The sequence below is a fragment of the Cereibacter sediminicola genome, from assembly GCF_007668225.1.
Taxonomy (GTDB): domain Bacteria; phylum Pseudomonadota; class Alphaproteobacteria; order Rhodobacterales; family Rhodobacteraceae; genus Cereibacter_A; species Cereibacter_A azotoformans.
Map to the genome: position 1 here is coordinate 48,746 of NZ_VDEK01000005.1, position 13,367 is coordinate 62,112.

Consider the following 13,367-nt stretch of genomic DNA (forward strand, 5'->3'; position numbering starts at 1 on the left):
GGATCAGGCTGGCGAGGTTATATAGGACGACCATGGATCAAAGATCAGGCCAAAAGCGCGCAGTCGAATTCCTTTATCCGTCGATCGACCCGTTCGATCAGCGGGTGATCGACATGGGCGACGGCCACCGGATCTATGTCGAGCAGTGCGGCAACCCCCGCGGTGAGGCGGTGCTCGTGCTCCATGGCGGGCCGGGCGGCGGCTGCAGCCCCTCGATGCGCCGCTATTTCAATCCCGAACGCTACCGTGTGGTGCTCTTCGACCAGCGCGGCTGCGGGCGGTCGCGGCCCCATGCCTCGGTCGAGGCCAACACGACCTGGCATCTCGTCTCGGACATCGAGGTGATCCGCGCCAAGCTGGGGATCGACCGCTGGACCTGCTTCGGAGGCAGCTGGGGCGCCACGCTGGCGCTGATCTACGCCATTTCGCACCCCGAGCGGGTGACGAACCTCGTGCTGCGCGGTGTCTTCCTGATGACCCGGGCCGAACTGGACTGGTTCTACGGGGGTGGCGCGGCTGCCTTCTTTCCCGACGTCTGGGCACGGTTCATCGCTCCGGTTCCGCCGGAAGAGCGGGGCGACCTGATCGCGGCCTACCGGAGGCGGCTCTTCTCGGGCAACCTGATGGAAGAGTCGCGCTTTGGCCGAACCTGGGCCAACTGGGAGAATGCGCTGGCCTCGGTCACGCAGGACGGGCCGATGGGCGAGAGCCCGTCGGAATATGCGCGCGCCTTCGCCCGGCTGGAGAATCATTATTTCTCGAATGCAGGTTTCCTCGAGCATGACGGCTGGATCCTCGCCAACCGCTCGCGGATCGCGCACATCCCGGCCGTGATCGTGCAGGGGCGCTACGACATGATCTGCCCCCCGCTCTCTGCCTGGAAACTGGCCGAGGGCTGGGACAAGGCGGACCTGCGGCTGGTGCCCTTCGCGGGCCACGCTCTTTCGGAGCCCGGCATCAGCGCCGAGCTGGTACGCGTGATGGACACGCTTCCGCGCTAGGCCCGCCTGGCGGCCGGGGCCTGAAAATCATCGGCAGTTTGACATGATTTTCACGGCGGCGTGACGCTTGCAGCCCCAAATGCCCCCCCCTATATACGCCCGGTAGCCGAAGGGGGTGCCACTCCTTCGGCCTGAATTCGGGATAGGGGATCGGACGCCGACAGTCGGGCCTGACCCCCACAACATCGCCGCAAGAGAGGTGCATACATGGCCAAAGTCATCGGGATCGACCTCGGGACGACCAACTCCTGCGTTGCCATCATGGACGGCGCGCAACCCCGTGTGATCGAGAACTCGGAAGGGGCGCGCACGACGCCCTCGATCGTCGGTTTCACCGACAGCGAACGCCTCGTGGGCCAGCCGGCCAAGCGTCAGGCGGTCACCAACCCCTCGAACACCGTCTTCGCCGTCAAGCGCCTGATCGGCCGCCGCGTGGGCGATGCCGAGGTGGAAAAGGACAAGAAGCTCGTCCCCTATTCCATCGTCAACGGCGGCAATGGCGACGCCTGGGTCGAGGTGCGTGGCGAGAAATATTCGCCGAGCCAGATCTCGGCCTTCATCCTGCAGAAGATGAAGGAAACCGCCGAGGCCTACCTCGGCGAGACGGTCACGCAGGCCGTCATCACCGTGCCCGCCTATTTCAACGACGCCCAGCGTCAGGCGACCAAGGACGCCGGCAAGATCGCGGGCCTCGAGGTGCTGCGCATCATCAACGAGCCGACGGCGGCAGCACTGGCCTACGGTCTCGACAAGAAGGACACCAAGACGATCGCGGTCTATGACCTCGGCGGCGGCACCTTCGACATCACGATCCTCGAGATCGACGACGGCCTCTTCGAGGTGAAATCGACCAACGGGGACACGTTCCTCGGCGGCGAGGACTTCGACATGCGGATCGTCAACTACCTCGCGGACGAGTTCAAGAAAGAGCATGGCGTTGATCTGACGCTCGACAAGATGGCGCTGCAGCGGCTGAAGGAAGCGGCTGAAAAGGCCAAGATCGAGCTGTCGTCGAGCCAGCAGACCGAGATCAACCAGCCCTTCATCAGCATGGACCGCAACACCGGCCAGCCGCTGCACATGGTGATGAAGCTGACCCGGGCGAAGCTCGAAAGCCTCGTGGCCGATCTCATCAAGAAGTCGCTGAAGCCCTGCGAGGCCGCGCTGAAGGATGCCGGCGTCTCGAAGTCGGACATCGACGAGGTGGTTCTCGTCGGCGGCATGACCCGGATGCCGCGGGTGGTGGAAGAGGTCACCAAGTTCTTCGGCAAGGAGCCGCACAAGGGCGTGAACCCTGATGAGGTCGTGGCGCTCGGCGCCGCCATTCAGGCGGGCGTGCTGCAGGGCGACGTCAAGGACGTGGTGCTGCTCGACGTGACCCCGCTCTCGCTCGGCATCGAGACGCTGGGCGGCGTGTTCACCCGCCTGATCGACCGCAACACCACGATCCCGACCAAGAAGAGCCAGGTGTTCTCGACCGCCGAGGACAACCAGAACGCGGTGACGATCCGGGTCTTCCAGGGCGAGCGCGAGATGGCGGCCGACAACAAGCTGCTCGGCCAGTTCAACCTGGAAGACATTCCGCCGGCCCCGCGCGGCATGCCGCAGATCGAGGTGACCTTCGACATCGACGCCAACGGCATCGTGTCGGTCAGCGCCAAGGACAAGGGCACCGGCAAGTCGCAGAACATCACCATCCAGGCCTCGGGCGGCCTGTCCGACGAGGACATCGAGAAGATGGTGCGGGACGCCGAGGCCAACGCCGAGGCCGACAAGAAGCGCCGCGAGCTGGTCGAGACCAAGAACCAGGGCGAGAGCCTGCTGCACTCGACCCGCAAGTCGATCGAGGAGCATGGCGACAAGGTCGATCCCTCGACCGTCGAGGCGATCGAACTGGCGATGGGCGCGCTCGAGGAAAGCCTCAAGACCGAGGATGCCGGCAAGATCAAGGGCGGCATCCAGAACCTGACCGAGGCCGCGATGCGTCTCGGCGAGGCGATCTACAAGGCCAGCCAGTCCGAGACCGGCGCCACGCCGGACGAGGACGGTCCGCGGTCGGTGGATGACGACATCGTCGACGCCGACTTCGAGGATCTCGGCGAGAACAAGCGGAAGTAAGGCCGCAGCGGAACGTGAAGGGGGCGGTCTCGAAAGGGCCGCCCCACTCACGTTGCCCAAGGGGATGTGCCAATGGCAAAACGCGACTATTACGAGGTTCTGGGCGTCTCCCGCGGTGCCTCGGCGGATGAGTTGAAGAAGGCCTACCGGACGAAGGCGAAAGAGCTGCACCCCGACCGGAATGCGGACAATCCTCAGGCCGAGGCGCAGTTCAAGGAAGTGAACGAGGCCTACGACGTCCTGCGGGATGCCGACAAGAAGGCCGCCTATGACCGCTACGGCCATGCGGCCTTCGAGGGTGGCATGGGCGGTGGCGGTGGCGCCCGCGGCGGCTACGGCCAGCAGGCCGATTTCGCTTCGGCCTTTTCGGATGTGTTCGAGGATCTTTTCGGCGATTTCATGGGTGGCCGCGGCGGCGCTGCCCGCACACGGGCGCAGCGCGGGTCGGACCTGCGCTACAACCTGCGCGTGACGCTCGACGAGGCCTATCGCGGGGTCCAGAAGACGATCAACGTGCCGGCCTCGGTCGCCTGTGACAGCTGCAAGGGCACCGGCGCCGAGGGCGGGGCCGAGCCTGTGACCTGCCCGACCTGCTCGGGCATGGGCAAGGTGCGGGCCCAGCAGGGGTTCTTCACCGTCGAGCGCACCTGTCCGACCTGCAACGGCATGGGCCAGATCGTGAAGAACCCGTGCAAGGCCTGCCACGGCGCCGGACGGGTCGAGAAGGAACGCTCGCTCTCGGTCAACATTCCGGCCGGGGTCGAGACCGGAACCCGGATCCGCCTCGCCGGCGAGGGCGAGGCCGGGATGCGGGGTGGCCCTTCGGGCGACCTCTACATCTTCATAGAGGTGCGTGAGCATGCGCTCTTCCAGCGCGACGGCGTGCATCTTTTCTGCCGCGTGCCGGTCTCGATCACCGCGGCCGCGCTCGGCGGCGAGGTCGAGGTGCCGACCATCGACGGCGGTTCCAGCCGGGTGAAGATCCCGGCCGGCAGCCAGACCGGCAAGCAGATGCGTCTGCGCGGCAAGGGGATGCCGGCGCTGCGTGGCGGTGGCGCGGGTGACATGCTGATCGAGCTTGCCGTCGAGACGCCGGTGAACCTGACCGCCCGTCAGAAAGAGCTTCTGCGCGAGTTCGAGAAGCTGTCCGAGGACAACAATCCCGAAGGCAAGAGCTTTTTCTCGAAGGTGAAGGGCTTCTGGGATGGCATGACCGGCTGAGCCTGTCCGAGGGCTGCGCCCCGGCCGGCGCAGCCCCTTCCGAGCGGTTTCAGTGAGGCGTTAAGGGTTTTGCAACCCTGTGGCGCCCAGACTGACCCCATGTGTGCGACTCGGGCCTTTCATGAAGCTGCGCTGCCCCTCTTCCCCGGCGACGGGGATGAGGCTGCGGCAGCGCCGATCGCCGGCCGGCTGCCGTCCTATATCGCCGATCACCGCAAGCGCCTCCGCCTGAGGTTTCGGGAGGGTGGAGCGACGGCCATGCCGGATTACGAACTGCTGGAGTTGCTGCTGTTCCGCTCCATTCCGCGTCAGGACGTGAAGCCTCTGGCGCGGCGCCTGATCGACCGGTTCGGCGACCTGAACAGCGTCATTGCCGCCGAACCCGTCCGGCTCCTCGAGATCGACGGGGTCGGAGAGGCGGTGGCGCAGGATCTCAAGCTGGTTGAGGCCTTGGCGCAGCGGATGGCGCGGGCACGGGTCATGCATCGGCCGGTGCTGTCGTCGTGGGCGGCGCTGCTCGACTATTGCCATACGGCCATGGCCCACCGCGCGACCGAGCAGTTCCGGGTGCTGTTCCTCGACCGCAAGAACGTCCTGATCGCCGATGAAGAGCAGGCGCGGGGAACGGTGGATCACGTGCCCGTCTATCCGCGCGAGGTGGTCAAGCGTGCGCTGGAGCTGAACGCCTCGGCGCTGATCCTTGTGCATAACCACCCTTCGGGCGATCCGACACCTTCGGAACAGGATATCGCCATGACGGGCCAGATCCAGGACGCGGCGGCGACGCTGGGCATCGTGCTGCACGACCACCTGATCGTGGGCCGCGAGCGCGAGCTGAGCTTCAGGGCCCAGGGCTACCTGTGAGCGGCCGAAGCCACAGCTCCACCCGCCGGTTCATGCGCCGCCCGGCCACGGTCGTATCGCAGGCCAGGGGGAGGGCTTCGCCAAACCCTTCGACGAGCGGCGGTGCAAGATCGGGGGCGGCCTCCTGCAGCGCCCTCGCCACGGTTGCGGCCCGATCGCGCGAGAGGGAGAGGTTCGCCTCGGCCGACCCGCGTCCATCGGAAAATCCGACCAGCATCAGCTGCTGGTCCCGGAAGCGACCGACCTCCACCAGCTTGACGAGCTCCGTCAGGCCCTCACGGCTCTGTTCCTCCAGTGTGTTGCCACCCTCCTCGAAGCGGAAGGTGATCGACAGGCGCTCTGCGCCGACCATCAGGCTGGTCAGCCGTTTGAGTTCCGCAAGCGGCACCTCTTCGCCCGCCACGCGGATCGCGTTCATCAACCTCTGCCCGTCGGACACGAGGGGCACGCGGCTTGGCCGACGGTCCACGAAGCCTGCTTCGGCCACCGCACGCTGGGCGGGCGCCGTCGAGAGAAACTCGAGAAACTCGCGCGCAAAAAGCGGGAGGCGACGGCGCGGCGTCACGAGAAAGACAGGAAGGGCGAGCGGATAGTCCTCTGATTTCACTGCGAGCGGCGAGGGGATGAGGGGAAAGCCGCAGCTGTCGGTCAGGGGCAGCGCGCGCGCCTTGCCCTGCGCCGTGAGCCCCGTAATCGCGAGCGCATAGGGATCACGGGCCACGCCCGCGGCGAGGCTCGCCAGATCGCCATGGGTCACGCTTGCCGCAATGGGGCGGCCAAGCCGCGCCTCGAGCGCGGCCTCAAGGCTGATGTCGCGCGCCAGCGCATGGAGCACGAGCGGCATGTCAGGCCCGCCGAGGTCTTTCCAGTTCGTCACCTCTCCCGACAGCGCCCGCGCGAGATCGCGGGTGGATATGCGCGGTAACGGATTGTCCGTCGCCACGATCGGCACCAGCGCATCGAGGGCCAGCACCCGGGTCGTCATGTCGGGATCCGCATGGGCCGTGATCACCAGATCGGCCGCGCCAGAGGCGAGCGCCTCGGCGGCGTTTGCCGGGGTGGCTGGCGTGAAACTCACCCGGGCCACGGGCGAACCTTTTCCGTCCAGAACCTCGGTCGCGAAGCCCGTATCCGCCGTCAGCGGCCGGAGGGAATATCCGCGTGCCGCGGCCTGCGCCCGCAGAAGCCGGGGCAGCAGGCCATGCTCCGCCTCGGTCGCCCCGAGGATGCGGATCTCGGCGAGCGGCGCGACCAATTCAGGACATTCGGGCCCCGAGCAGGTGACACCCGCCGAATCCACCGTCAGCGGGCCGTATTTCGTCCCGACCCGGTAGAACTCGCCGTCAAAGCCGAGCAGCGTGCCCTCGAGCGTTATGGCGCCGCTGCGCGACGTAAGGGTGATGTCCTGCGCCGAGGCCGGTCCGGCCAGCCAGAACAGCGCGGCGAGACCGGCCGCGTGCCACCCTTTCACACCCATGAATCCCTGCCTGCCCTACCGAGAAGCGGCCATATTCAGGTCCCGGGGCAGATTCTTCAACACGATATGGCCGCCCACACCGTCGCACGGCGGCATGTCCAGGGTGAGTTCGGTGACCGAGGCGCGCCCCCCGATGCTCTCGACCACCTCGGCCAGCAGGGCGCGGCCGCATGTGGAGGCGCGCACCTCGGCCTCGAGCTGGACGGTGGCGCGCGTGTCGGCGGCCGGAAAGGTGTAGATCTCGGCCAGCATGGGCAGCGGCACCTCCGCCTCGCCCAGCAGCGAGAGGAAACCGCCCCGCCCGGAGGTGCGGCCCGGATCGACGGCCGAGACATGCCCGGGGCCGCCGTGCCGCACCGGACCGTTGAAGGCGTGGACCTCGATCCCGTGCGCGCCGAGCCACTGGACACCGAAGCGGTGAAGGGCGGCCGCCTCGGGTATCGGCTGGGCGGCTTCGGCGTGCGATCCGTCGGCGAAGAGGACAGACACCCGGCCCTTGGTGTCGAGTGCGGGCAGGTGGGTGTTGAGGTGGCCCGCCGCAGAGAGGCGCCCCGTCACCGCAAGGCCGCCATGCCGAAGCACCACGCGCTCGTCGGCGCGGCAGGGGGCGATGAGGGTCAGGGCCAGCATGGCCGCAGGCTCGGCCGCCAGCGTCAGACCGGTGAGGCAGGCCGCGGCGGTGTCCGTCCCTGCGGGTGGCGAGCTACGGAGAAGATCAGGCGTGGCGGTGTCCGAGGTTGCAGGGGTCTCTGCGGAAACGGGGATGACATGGGTCGGGCGCAGATCGTCGCGTGCCCGCTGGGCCGACCGCTCCATATAGTGGCCCGCACCCAGCGCCAGCGTCACCGTCACCGCGGCTGTTGCCAGTTTCCGAACCCGCTCCATCCTTCCGCCCTGCCTGCTGCCGGTCAGAAGCTGATAAGGAGGAAAAGGGGCAAATTGGTGGCAACAACTTGCCGAGGCCCGGTAGCACCGGCTTCCTCCCGCTCAGCGTGAGAAAGAAGCCGGTTCAAGCCTTAATTTCGCCACAATCAGTCGAGGCGGCCGTGGCAGTGCTTGTACTTGAGGCCGGAGCCGCAGGGGCACGGGTCGTTCCGGGCCACGTCGGCCCAGTTCCGAGGCTCCGATTCGCCGTTCCCGGCGCCGACGAGTTCCGGGGCGGGCTGCGGCGCCACGGCGGCCTGCGGTTGGGGCACCGATGCAGGCGCTTCGGCCGCCGTGCGCTGCTGATCGAGGAACTGGCGCATCACGGCCTGCTGCTCCTCTTCGGTCAGGGGGCGCACCTGAGCCAGCTTCTGCGTCACATCCTGACGCAGCGAGTTCAGCATCGACTCAAACAGAGCAAACGCCTCGGTCTTGTATTCCGACAGCGGATCCCGCTGGGCATAGCCGCGGAAGCCCACGACCGAGCGCAGATGCTCGAGCGTCAGCAGATGCTCGCGCCATTTCGCATCGATGGCCTGGAGAAGGATCTGCTTTTCGATCGACCGCATGGTCTCGGGGCCGAAGGCGGCGGTCTTGTCGGCGATCTGCCGGTCGGCCGCTTCGCACAGCCGCTCGCGCACCACATCCTGATCGACGCCTTCCTCCTGCGCCCATTTCGCGATCGGCGCGTCAAGGCCCAGCTTGTCCATCACCGCGCGGTGCATCCCCTCGACGTCCCACTGGTCCGAGTAGCTCTTAGGCGGCATGTGCATGTCGATCAGGTCGTCGATCACCTGATAGCGCATGTCCTGCGCGATGTCCGACAGATCCTCGGCCTCCATGATCTCGAGGCGCTGGCTGAAGATCGCCTTGCGCTGGTCGTTCATCACGTCGTCGAACTTCAGCAGCTGCTTGCGGATGTCGAAGTTGCGGGCCTCGACCTTGGCCTGAGCCTTCTCGAGCGACTTGTTCACCCACGGATGGACGATCGCCTCGCCGTCCTTCATGCCGAGCGTCGAAAGCACCTTGTCGAGCCGATCCGAGCCGAAGATCCGCATCAGGTCATCTTCAAGGCTCAGGAAGAAGGCCGAGCGGCCCGGGTCGCCCTGACGGCCCGAGCGGCCGCGCAGCTGGTTGTCGATGCGGCGCGACTCGTGGCGCTCGGTGCCGAGCACGAACAGGCCGCCGGCTTCGATGACCTTCTGCTTTTCCTCGGCATGTTCCGCCTCGATCCGGGCGCGGATCTCGTCGGGGTGCGCGGTCGGATCGGCGGCCAGCGCCTGCATCACCTTCATCTCGACGTTGCCGCCGAGCTGGATGTCGGTGCCGCGGCCGGCCATGTTGGTCGCGATCGTCACGGCGCCCGGCTTGCCCGCGTCGGCCACGATCTGCGCCTCCTGTTCGTGCTGGCGCGCGTTCAGGACGTTGTGCGGGATGCCCGCGGCCTTCAGCAGTTCGGACAAGGACTCGGACTTGTCGATCGAGGTGGTGCCCACGAGGATCGGCTGTCCGCGCTCGTGCGCCTCCTTGATCGAGGCGACGATCCCGTCGTTCTTCTCGCGGGCGGTGCGATAGACGGCGTCGTGCTCATCGGTCCGGGCCACGGGGCGGTTCGTCGGCACCTCGACCACGCCAAGGCCGTAGATCTCCATGAACTCCTCGGCCTCGGTGGCCGCGGTGCCGGTCATGCCGCCCAGCTTGTCGTAGAGGCGGAAGTAGTTCTGGAAGGTGACCGAGGCGAGCGTCACGTTCTCGGGCTGGATCGAGACGCCCTCCTTGGCCTCGATCGCCTGATGCAGACCGTCCGACAGGCGGCGGCCACGCATCATGCGGCCGGTGAATTCGTCGATCAGCATGATCTCGTCGTTGCGGACGATATATTGCTGGTCGCGGTGGAAGAGCTTGTGGGCGCGCAGGCCCTGGTTGACGTGGTGCACGATGGTCGTGCTTTCCGGGTCGTAGAGCGACTGGCCCTCTGGCAGCAGGCCGGTCTCGTGCAGCCGCTTTTCGAGGAACTCGTTGCCCTCCTCGGTGAAGGTCACGTTCCGCGTCTTCTCGTCGAGCTTGTAGTGCTCCTCGACGAGTTCCGGGATCAGCTTGTCCACCTTGGTGTAAAGATCGCTGCGGTCCTGGCTGGGCCCCGAGATGATGAGCGGCGTCCGGGCCTCGTCGATCAGGATCGAGTCGACCTCGTCCACGATGGCGAAGAAATGGCCGCGCTGCTTCATCTCTTCCTTCGACGCCTTCATGTTGTCGCGGAGATAGTCGAAGCCAAGCTCGTTGTTCGTCGCGTAGGTGATGTCGGCGCGATAGGCGGCCTTCTTCTCTTCCTCGGACTGGAAGGGATAGACCACGCCCGTCGTCAGGCCGAGCTGGGCATAGACCTTACCCATCCATTCGGAGTCGCGCTTGGCGAGGTAGTCGTTCACCGTCACGACATGCACGCCCTTGCCGGCGAGCGCATTCAGGTAGGCGGGGAAGGTGGCGACAAGGGTCTTACCCTCGCCCGTCTTCATCTCGGCGATGTTGCCCTGATGCAGGAAGATCCCGCCCATCAGCTGAACGTCGAAGGCCCGGAGGCCAAGGGCGCGGCGCGCGCCCTCTCGGCAGTTGGCGAAGGCTTCGGGCAGGAGATCGTCAAGGCTCTCGCCATCCTGCTGCACGCGGCGCTGGAACTCGGCGGTCTTCTGCTTGATCCCCTCGTCCGAAAGGGCCTGGAACTCGGCCTCGAGCTCGTTGATGCGGGCCACCATGCCCCTGACGGACTTAACCTTGCGGTCGTTGGGCGTTCCGAAGATCTTGCGCGCGAGCGTTCCGAGACCCAGCATGTTTTCTCCGCCTGGTCGTTCCTGACAAGCCAAGTGCTCTTGACATGATCGTGTGACCCATCGGCCTTGCTCCTTCCGCCCGTAGTCTCCTAGAAGGCAGACAGCCCGGCCCCGGCTCACGCGACCCAAGCGATGTAAGGGGATGGAGGGGTCAAGTCAACGTCGCGCGAGGGCGCGCCCGTTCAGGAGAAGGTGAGAATGGCGAACATTGCAAGGTTCTGGCGGGGTGCCTCCGTCGCGGCCCTCTGCGCCCTGGCGCTGGCCGCTCCGGTCCGTGCGGAAGAGGTGACGGCGGACACGGTGGTGGCCACGGTCAACGGGCAGGACATCACGCTCGGCCACATGATCGCGCTCCGCGCCGGTCTGCCGGACCAGTATCAGAGCCTGCCGGACGAGGCGCTCTTCAAGGGCATCCTCGAGCAGCTGATCCAGCAGGCCGCCCTCTCGCAGTCGATCGAGGGAACGGTGACCAAGCGCGACCAGCTGTCGCTGCAGAACGAAGAGCGCGGGTTCCTCTCGGCCGTGGCGATGCGCCGGGTGGTCGAAGGCGCCGTGACGGACGAGGCCCTTCAGGCGGCCTATGACGCCCGCTTTGCCGATGCGGCCGAGCAGACGGAATACAACGCCTCGCACATCCTGGTGGAGAGCGAGGAAGAGGCCACCACCCTCAAGGCCGAGATCGAGGAGGGCGCCGATTTCGCCGATGTGGCCCGTGAGCATTCGTCCGACGGTGCGGCGGCCAATGGCGGCTCGCTCGGCTGGTTCGGTCTGGGAATGATGGTGAAGCCCTTCGAGGATGCGGTCGTCGGGATGAAGCCGGGCGAGGTTGCCGGCCCGATCGAGACCCAGTTCGGCTGGCACCTCGTCAAGCTGAACGAGACGCGCATTGCCGAGAAGCCCACGCTTGACGAAATGCGCGACGAGCTGGCCGGTCAGATCGAACAGGAGGCGATCGCCCGCCACATCGACGAGGTGACGGCCAAGGCAACGATCGCCCGCCCCGGCGAGGGGATTGACCCGGCGACGCTTCGGAAGGAAGAACTGCTCGACTGATCCGCGAACCGGAGGCACGGGCATGGGCAAGACGGACTGGAAAGACGAAGCCAGGGCGCTGAAGAAGAAGTTGTCGAAGCTCAAGGCCCGCGCAAAGGCCGAGAAGGCCGGCGCAAAGCCGGCAGGCGCCAGGATGGTGTCTCCGCTTGCCCCGGAAACGTTTCCCACCCTGCCGGCCATCGGCGGGGTGGAGTTCGCCGCCGTCGAGGCCGGCGTCCGCTACCAGAACCGCAAGGACGTCATGCTGATCCGGCTGGCGCCCGGAACCTCCATGGCGGGGGTGTTCACCCGCTCGTCCACCCGCGCCGCCTGCGTGCTGGATTGCCAGGCCAAGATCGGCCAGCCGTCCGAGGCCGGCGCCGCCATCATCGTGAACTCGGGCAATTCGAACGCCTTCACCGGCGCCGTGGGGGTCGAGGCCGTCGAGGCCGTGACCCGGGGCGTGGCAGAGGCGCTGGATCTGCCCGCCGAGCGGGTCTTTTCCTCCTCGACCGGCGTGATCGGCGAGCCGCTGCCCTACGAGCGCATCACCGCGCAGATCCCCGCGCTGGTCGAAGCCCTGTCGGGCGAGGCCATCGAAATGGCGGCGCGCGCGATGATGACGACCGACACCTTCCCCAAAGGCGCCTCTGCGGTGGTCGAGGGCGAGGGCGGCCCCATCCACATCGCCGGCATCGCCAAGGGCTCGGGCATGATCGCGCCCGACATGGCCACGATGCTCGTCTATATCTTCACCGACGCGAAGATCCCCCAGCCCCTCCTGCAGAAGATGCTCTCGCGGCAGGTGGAGGCGACCTTCAACGCGATCACCGTGGACAGCGACACGTCCACCTCGGACGCGCTGCTGCTGGCCGCCACCGGCGCGAGCCCGGCCGCCGAGCTCAACGGCCGCTCCAAGGCGGGGCGCGAGTTCGAGGCCGCGCTGGGGCGGGTGATGCTGGACCTTGCGCATCAGGTGGTGCGTGACGGCGAGGGCGCCAGGAAGTTCGTGGAGGTTCGGGTCACGGGTGCGCAAAGCCCCGAGGACGCGCACCGGGTGGCCATGGCCATCGCGAATTCGCCGCTCGTCAAGACGGCCGTCGCGGGCGAAGATCCGAACTGGGGCCGCATCGTGATGGCCGTGGGCAAATCGGGTGCGGCTGCCGACCGCGACAAGCTCTCGATCCGTTTCGGCGACATCCTGGTCGCCGAGAAGGGCTGGCGCAGCCCCGAATATCGCGAGGAGGACGGCGCGGCCTACATGAAGCAGTCCGATCTGGTCATTGCGGTGGATCTGGGCCTCGGCACCGGCAGCCGCACGGTCTGGACCTGCGACCTGACGCACGGCTACATCGACATCAACGCCGACTATCGCTCGTGAAGATTGTGCTTGTCTCGGCCGTGGCCCTCATCGACGGCGACGGCCGCGTGCTTCTGGCGCAGCGGCCCGAGGGCAAGTCGCTCGCGGGACTGTGGGAATTTCCCGGCGGCAAGGTCGAGCCCGGCGAATCCCCCGAGGCCGCGCTGATCCGCGAGCTGAGGGAAGAGCTTGGCATCGACACGAAGGCGAGCTGCCTTGCGCCGCTCACCTTCGCAAGCCATGCCTATGAGAGCTTCCACCTGCTGATGCCGCTCTTCGCCTGCCGCCGGTGGGAGGGGATCCCCCAGCCGCACGAGGGCCAGAAGCTCGCCTGGGTGCGCCCGCAGGCGCTGCGCGACTATCCGATGCCGCCGGCGGATCTGCCGCTCATCCCGATCCTGCGCGACTGGCTGTAACGTCCCTGTGGCAGAAGGGTATCAATCGTTTATTTGCCGCACCCCAATAAGGCTCTACGACCAAAATCCTGCGTGTTTCTTTATCGATTTGTAACTAACCTGTCCGTGGGGAAACATGCTTCTTTG

10 protein-coding genes are annotated in these 13,367 nt (G+C 66.7%); 7 read left to right on the forward strand and 3 right to left on the reverse strand.

The window, feature by feature from the left end; genetic code table 11:
* The first annotated feature begins 32 nt into the window (after positions 1–32).
* From pip to radC, 4 genes are all read left to right on the forward strand, one after another.
* Positions 33–1,001 carry a prolyl aminopeptidase gene (pip, locus tag FG154_RS05240; RefSeq protein ID WP_145104966.1) on the forward strand — a complete coding sequence of 323 codons (969 nt, stop codon included), beginning with the start codon at positions 33–35 and terminating at the stop codon, positions 999–1,001.
* Between the two features lie 207 nt (positions 1,002–1,208).
* On the forward strand, positions 1,209–3,119 hold the full coding sequence (gene dnaK, locus FG154_RS05245; protein ID WP_145104968.1) for a molecular chaperone DnaK: 1,911 nt from the start codon (positions 1,209–1,211) through the stop codon (positions 3,117–3,119).
* Positions 3,120–3,191: 72 nt separating this feature from the next.
* Positions 3,192–4,340 carry a molecular chaperone DnaJ gene (dnaJ, locus tag FG154_RS05250; protein ID WP_145104969.1) on the forward strand — a complete coding sequence of 383 codons (1,149 nt, stop codon included), beginning with the start codon at positions 3,192–3,194 and terminating at the stop codon, positions 4,338–4,340.
* Between the two features lie 99 nt (positions 4,341–4,439).
* Positions 4,440–5,204, forward strand: coding sequence for a RadC family protein (gene radC, locus FG154_RS05255; protein WP_145104971.1), 765 nt, complete (start codon positions 4,440–4,442; stop codon positions 5,202–5,204).
* Here radC and FG154_RS05260 read toward each other — a convergent pair.
* From FG154_RS05260 to secA, 3 genes are all read right to left on the reverse strand, one after another.
* Positions 5,182–6,681 (reverse strand): phosphate ABC transporter substrate-binding/OmpA family protein, encoded by a 1,500-nt coding sequence (locus FG154_RS05260; RefSeq protein ID WP_145104973.1) that lies wholly within the window; start codon positions 6,679–6,681, stop codon positions 5,182–5,184. The two genes, radC and FG154_RS05260, sit on opposite strands and share 23 nt — an antisense overlap.
* 15 nt (positions 6,682–6,696) lie before the next feature.
* Positions 6,697–7,566, reverse strand: coding sequence for a hypothetical protein (locus FG154_RS05265; RefSeq protein ID WP_145104975.1), 870 nt, complete (start codon positions 7,564–7,566; stop codon positions 6,697–6,699).
* A gap of 146 nt (positions 7,567–7,712) precedes the next feature.
* Complete coding sequence (gene secA / locus FG154_RS05270) at positions 7,713–10,433, reverse strand: preprotein translocase subunit SecA (RefSeq protein ID WP_145104977.1); 2,721 nt, start codon at positions 10,431–10,433, stop codon at positions 7,713–7,715.
* 198 nt (positions 10,434–10,631) lie between these two features.
* Here secA and FG154_RS05275 point away from each other — a divergent pair, with 198 nt between their 5' ends.
* Genes FG154_RS05275 through FG154_RS05285 form a run of 3 tightly spaced genes read left to right on the forward strand, consistent with a single transcriptional unit; the run spans position 10,632 to position 13,241 of the window.
* The gene (locus FG154_RS05275; protein WP_145104979.1) at positions 10,632–11,486 is read left to right on the forward strand and encodes a peptidylprolyl isomerase; all 855 of its coding nucleotides are present in this window, start codon (positions 10,632–10,634) and stop codon (positions 11,484–11,486) included.
* A gap of 22 nt (positions 11,487–11,508) precedes the next feature.
* Positions 11,509–12,846 carry a bifunctional glutamate N-acetyltransferase/amino-acid acetyltransferase ArgJ gene (gene argJ / locus FG154_RS05280; RefSeq protein WP_145104981.1) on the forward strand — a complete coding sequence of 446 codons (1,338 nt, stop codon included), beginning with the start codon at positions 11,509–11,511 and terminating at the stop codon, positions 12,844–12,846.
* Positions 12,843–13,241 (forward strand): (deoxy)nucleoside triphosphate pyrophosphohydrolase, encoded by a 399-nt coding sequence (locus FG154_RS05285; protein WP_145104982.1) that lies wholly within the window; start codon positions 12,843–12,845, stop codon positions 13,239–13,241. Before argJ ends, FG154_RS05285 begins: the two co-directional genes overlap by 4 nt.
* The last annotated feature ends 126 nt before the right edge of the window (positions 13,242–13,367 follow it).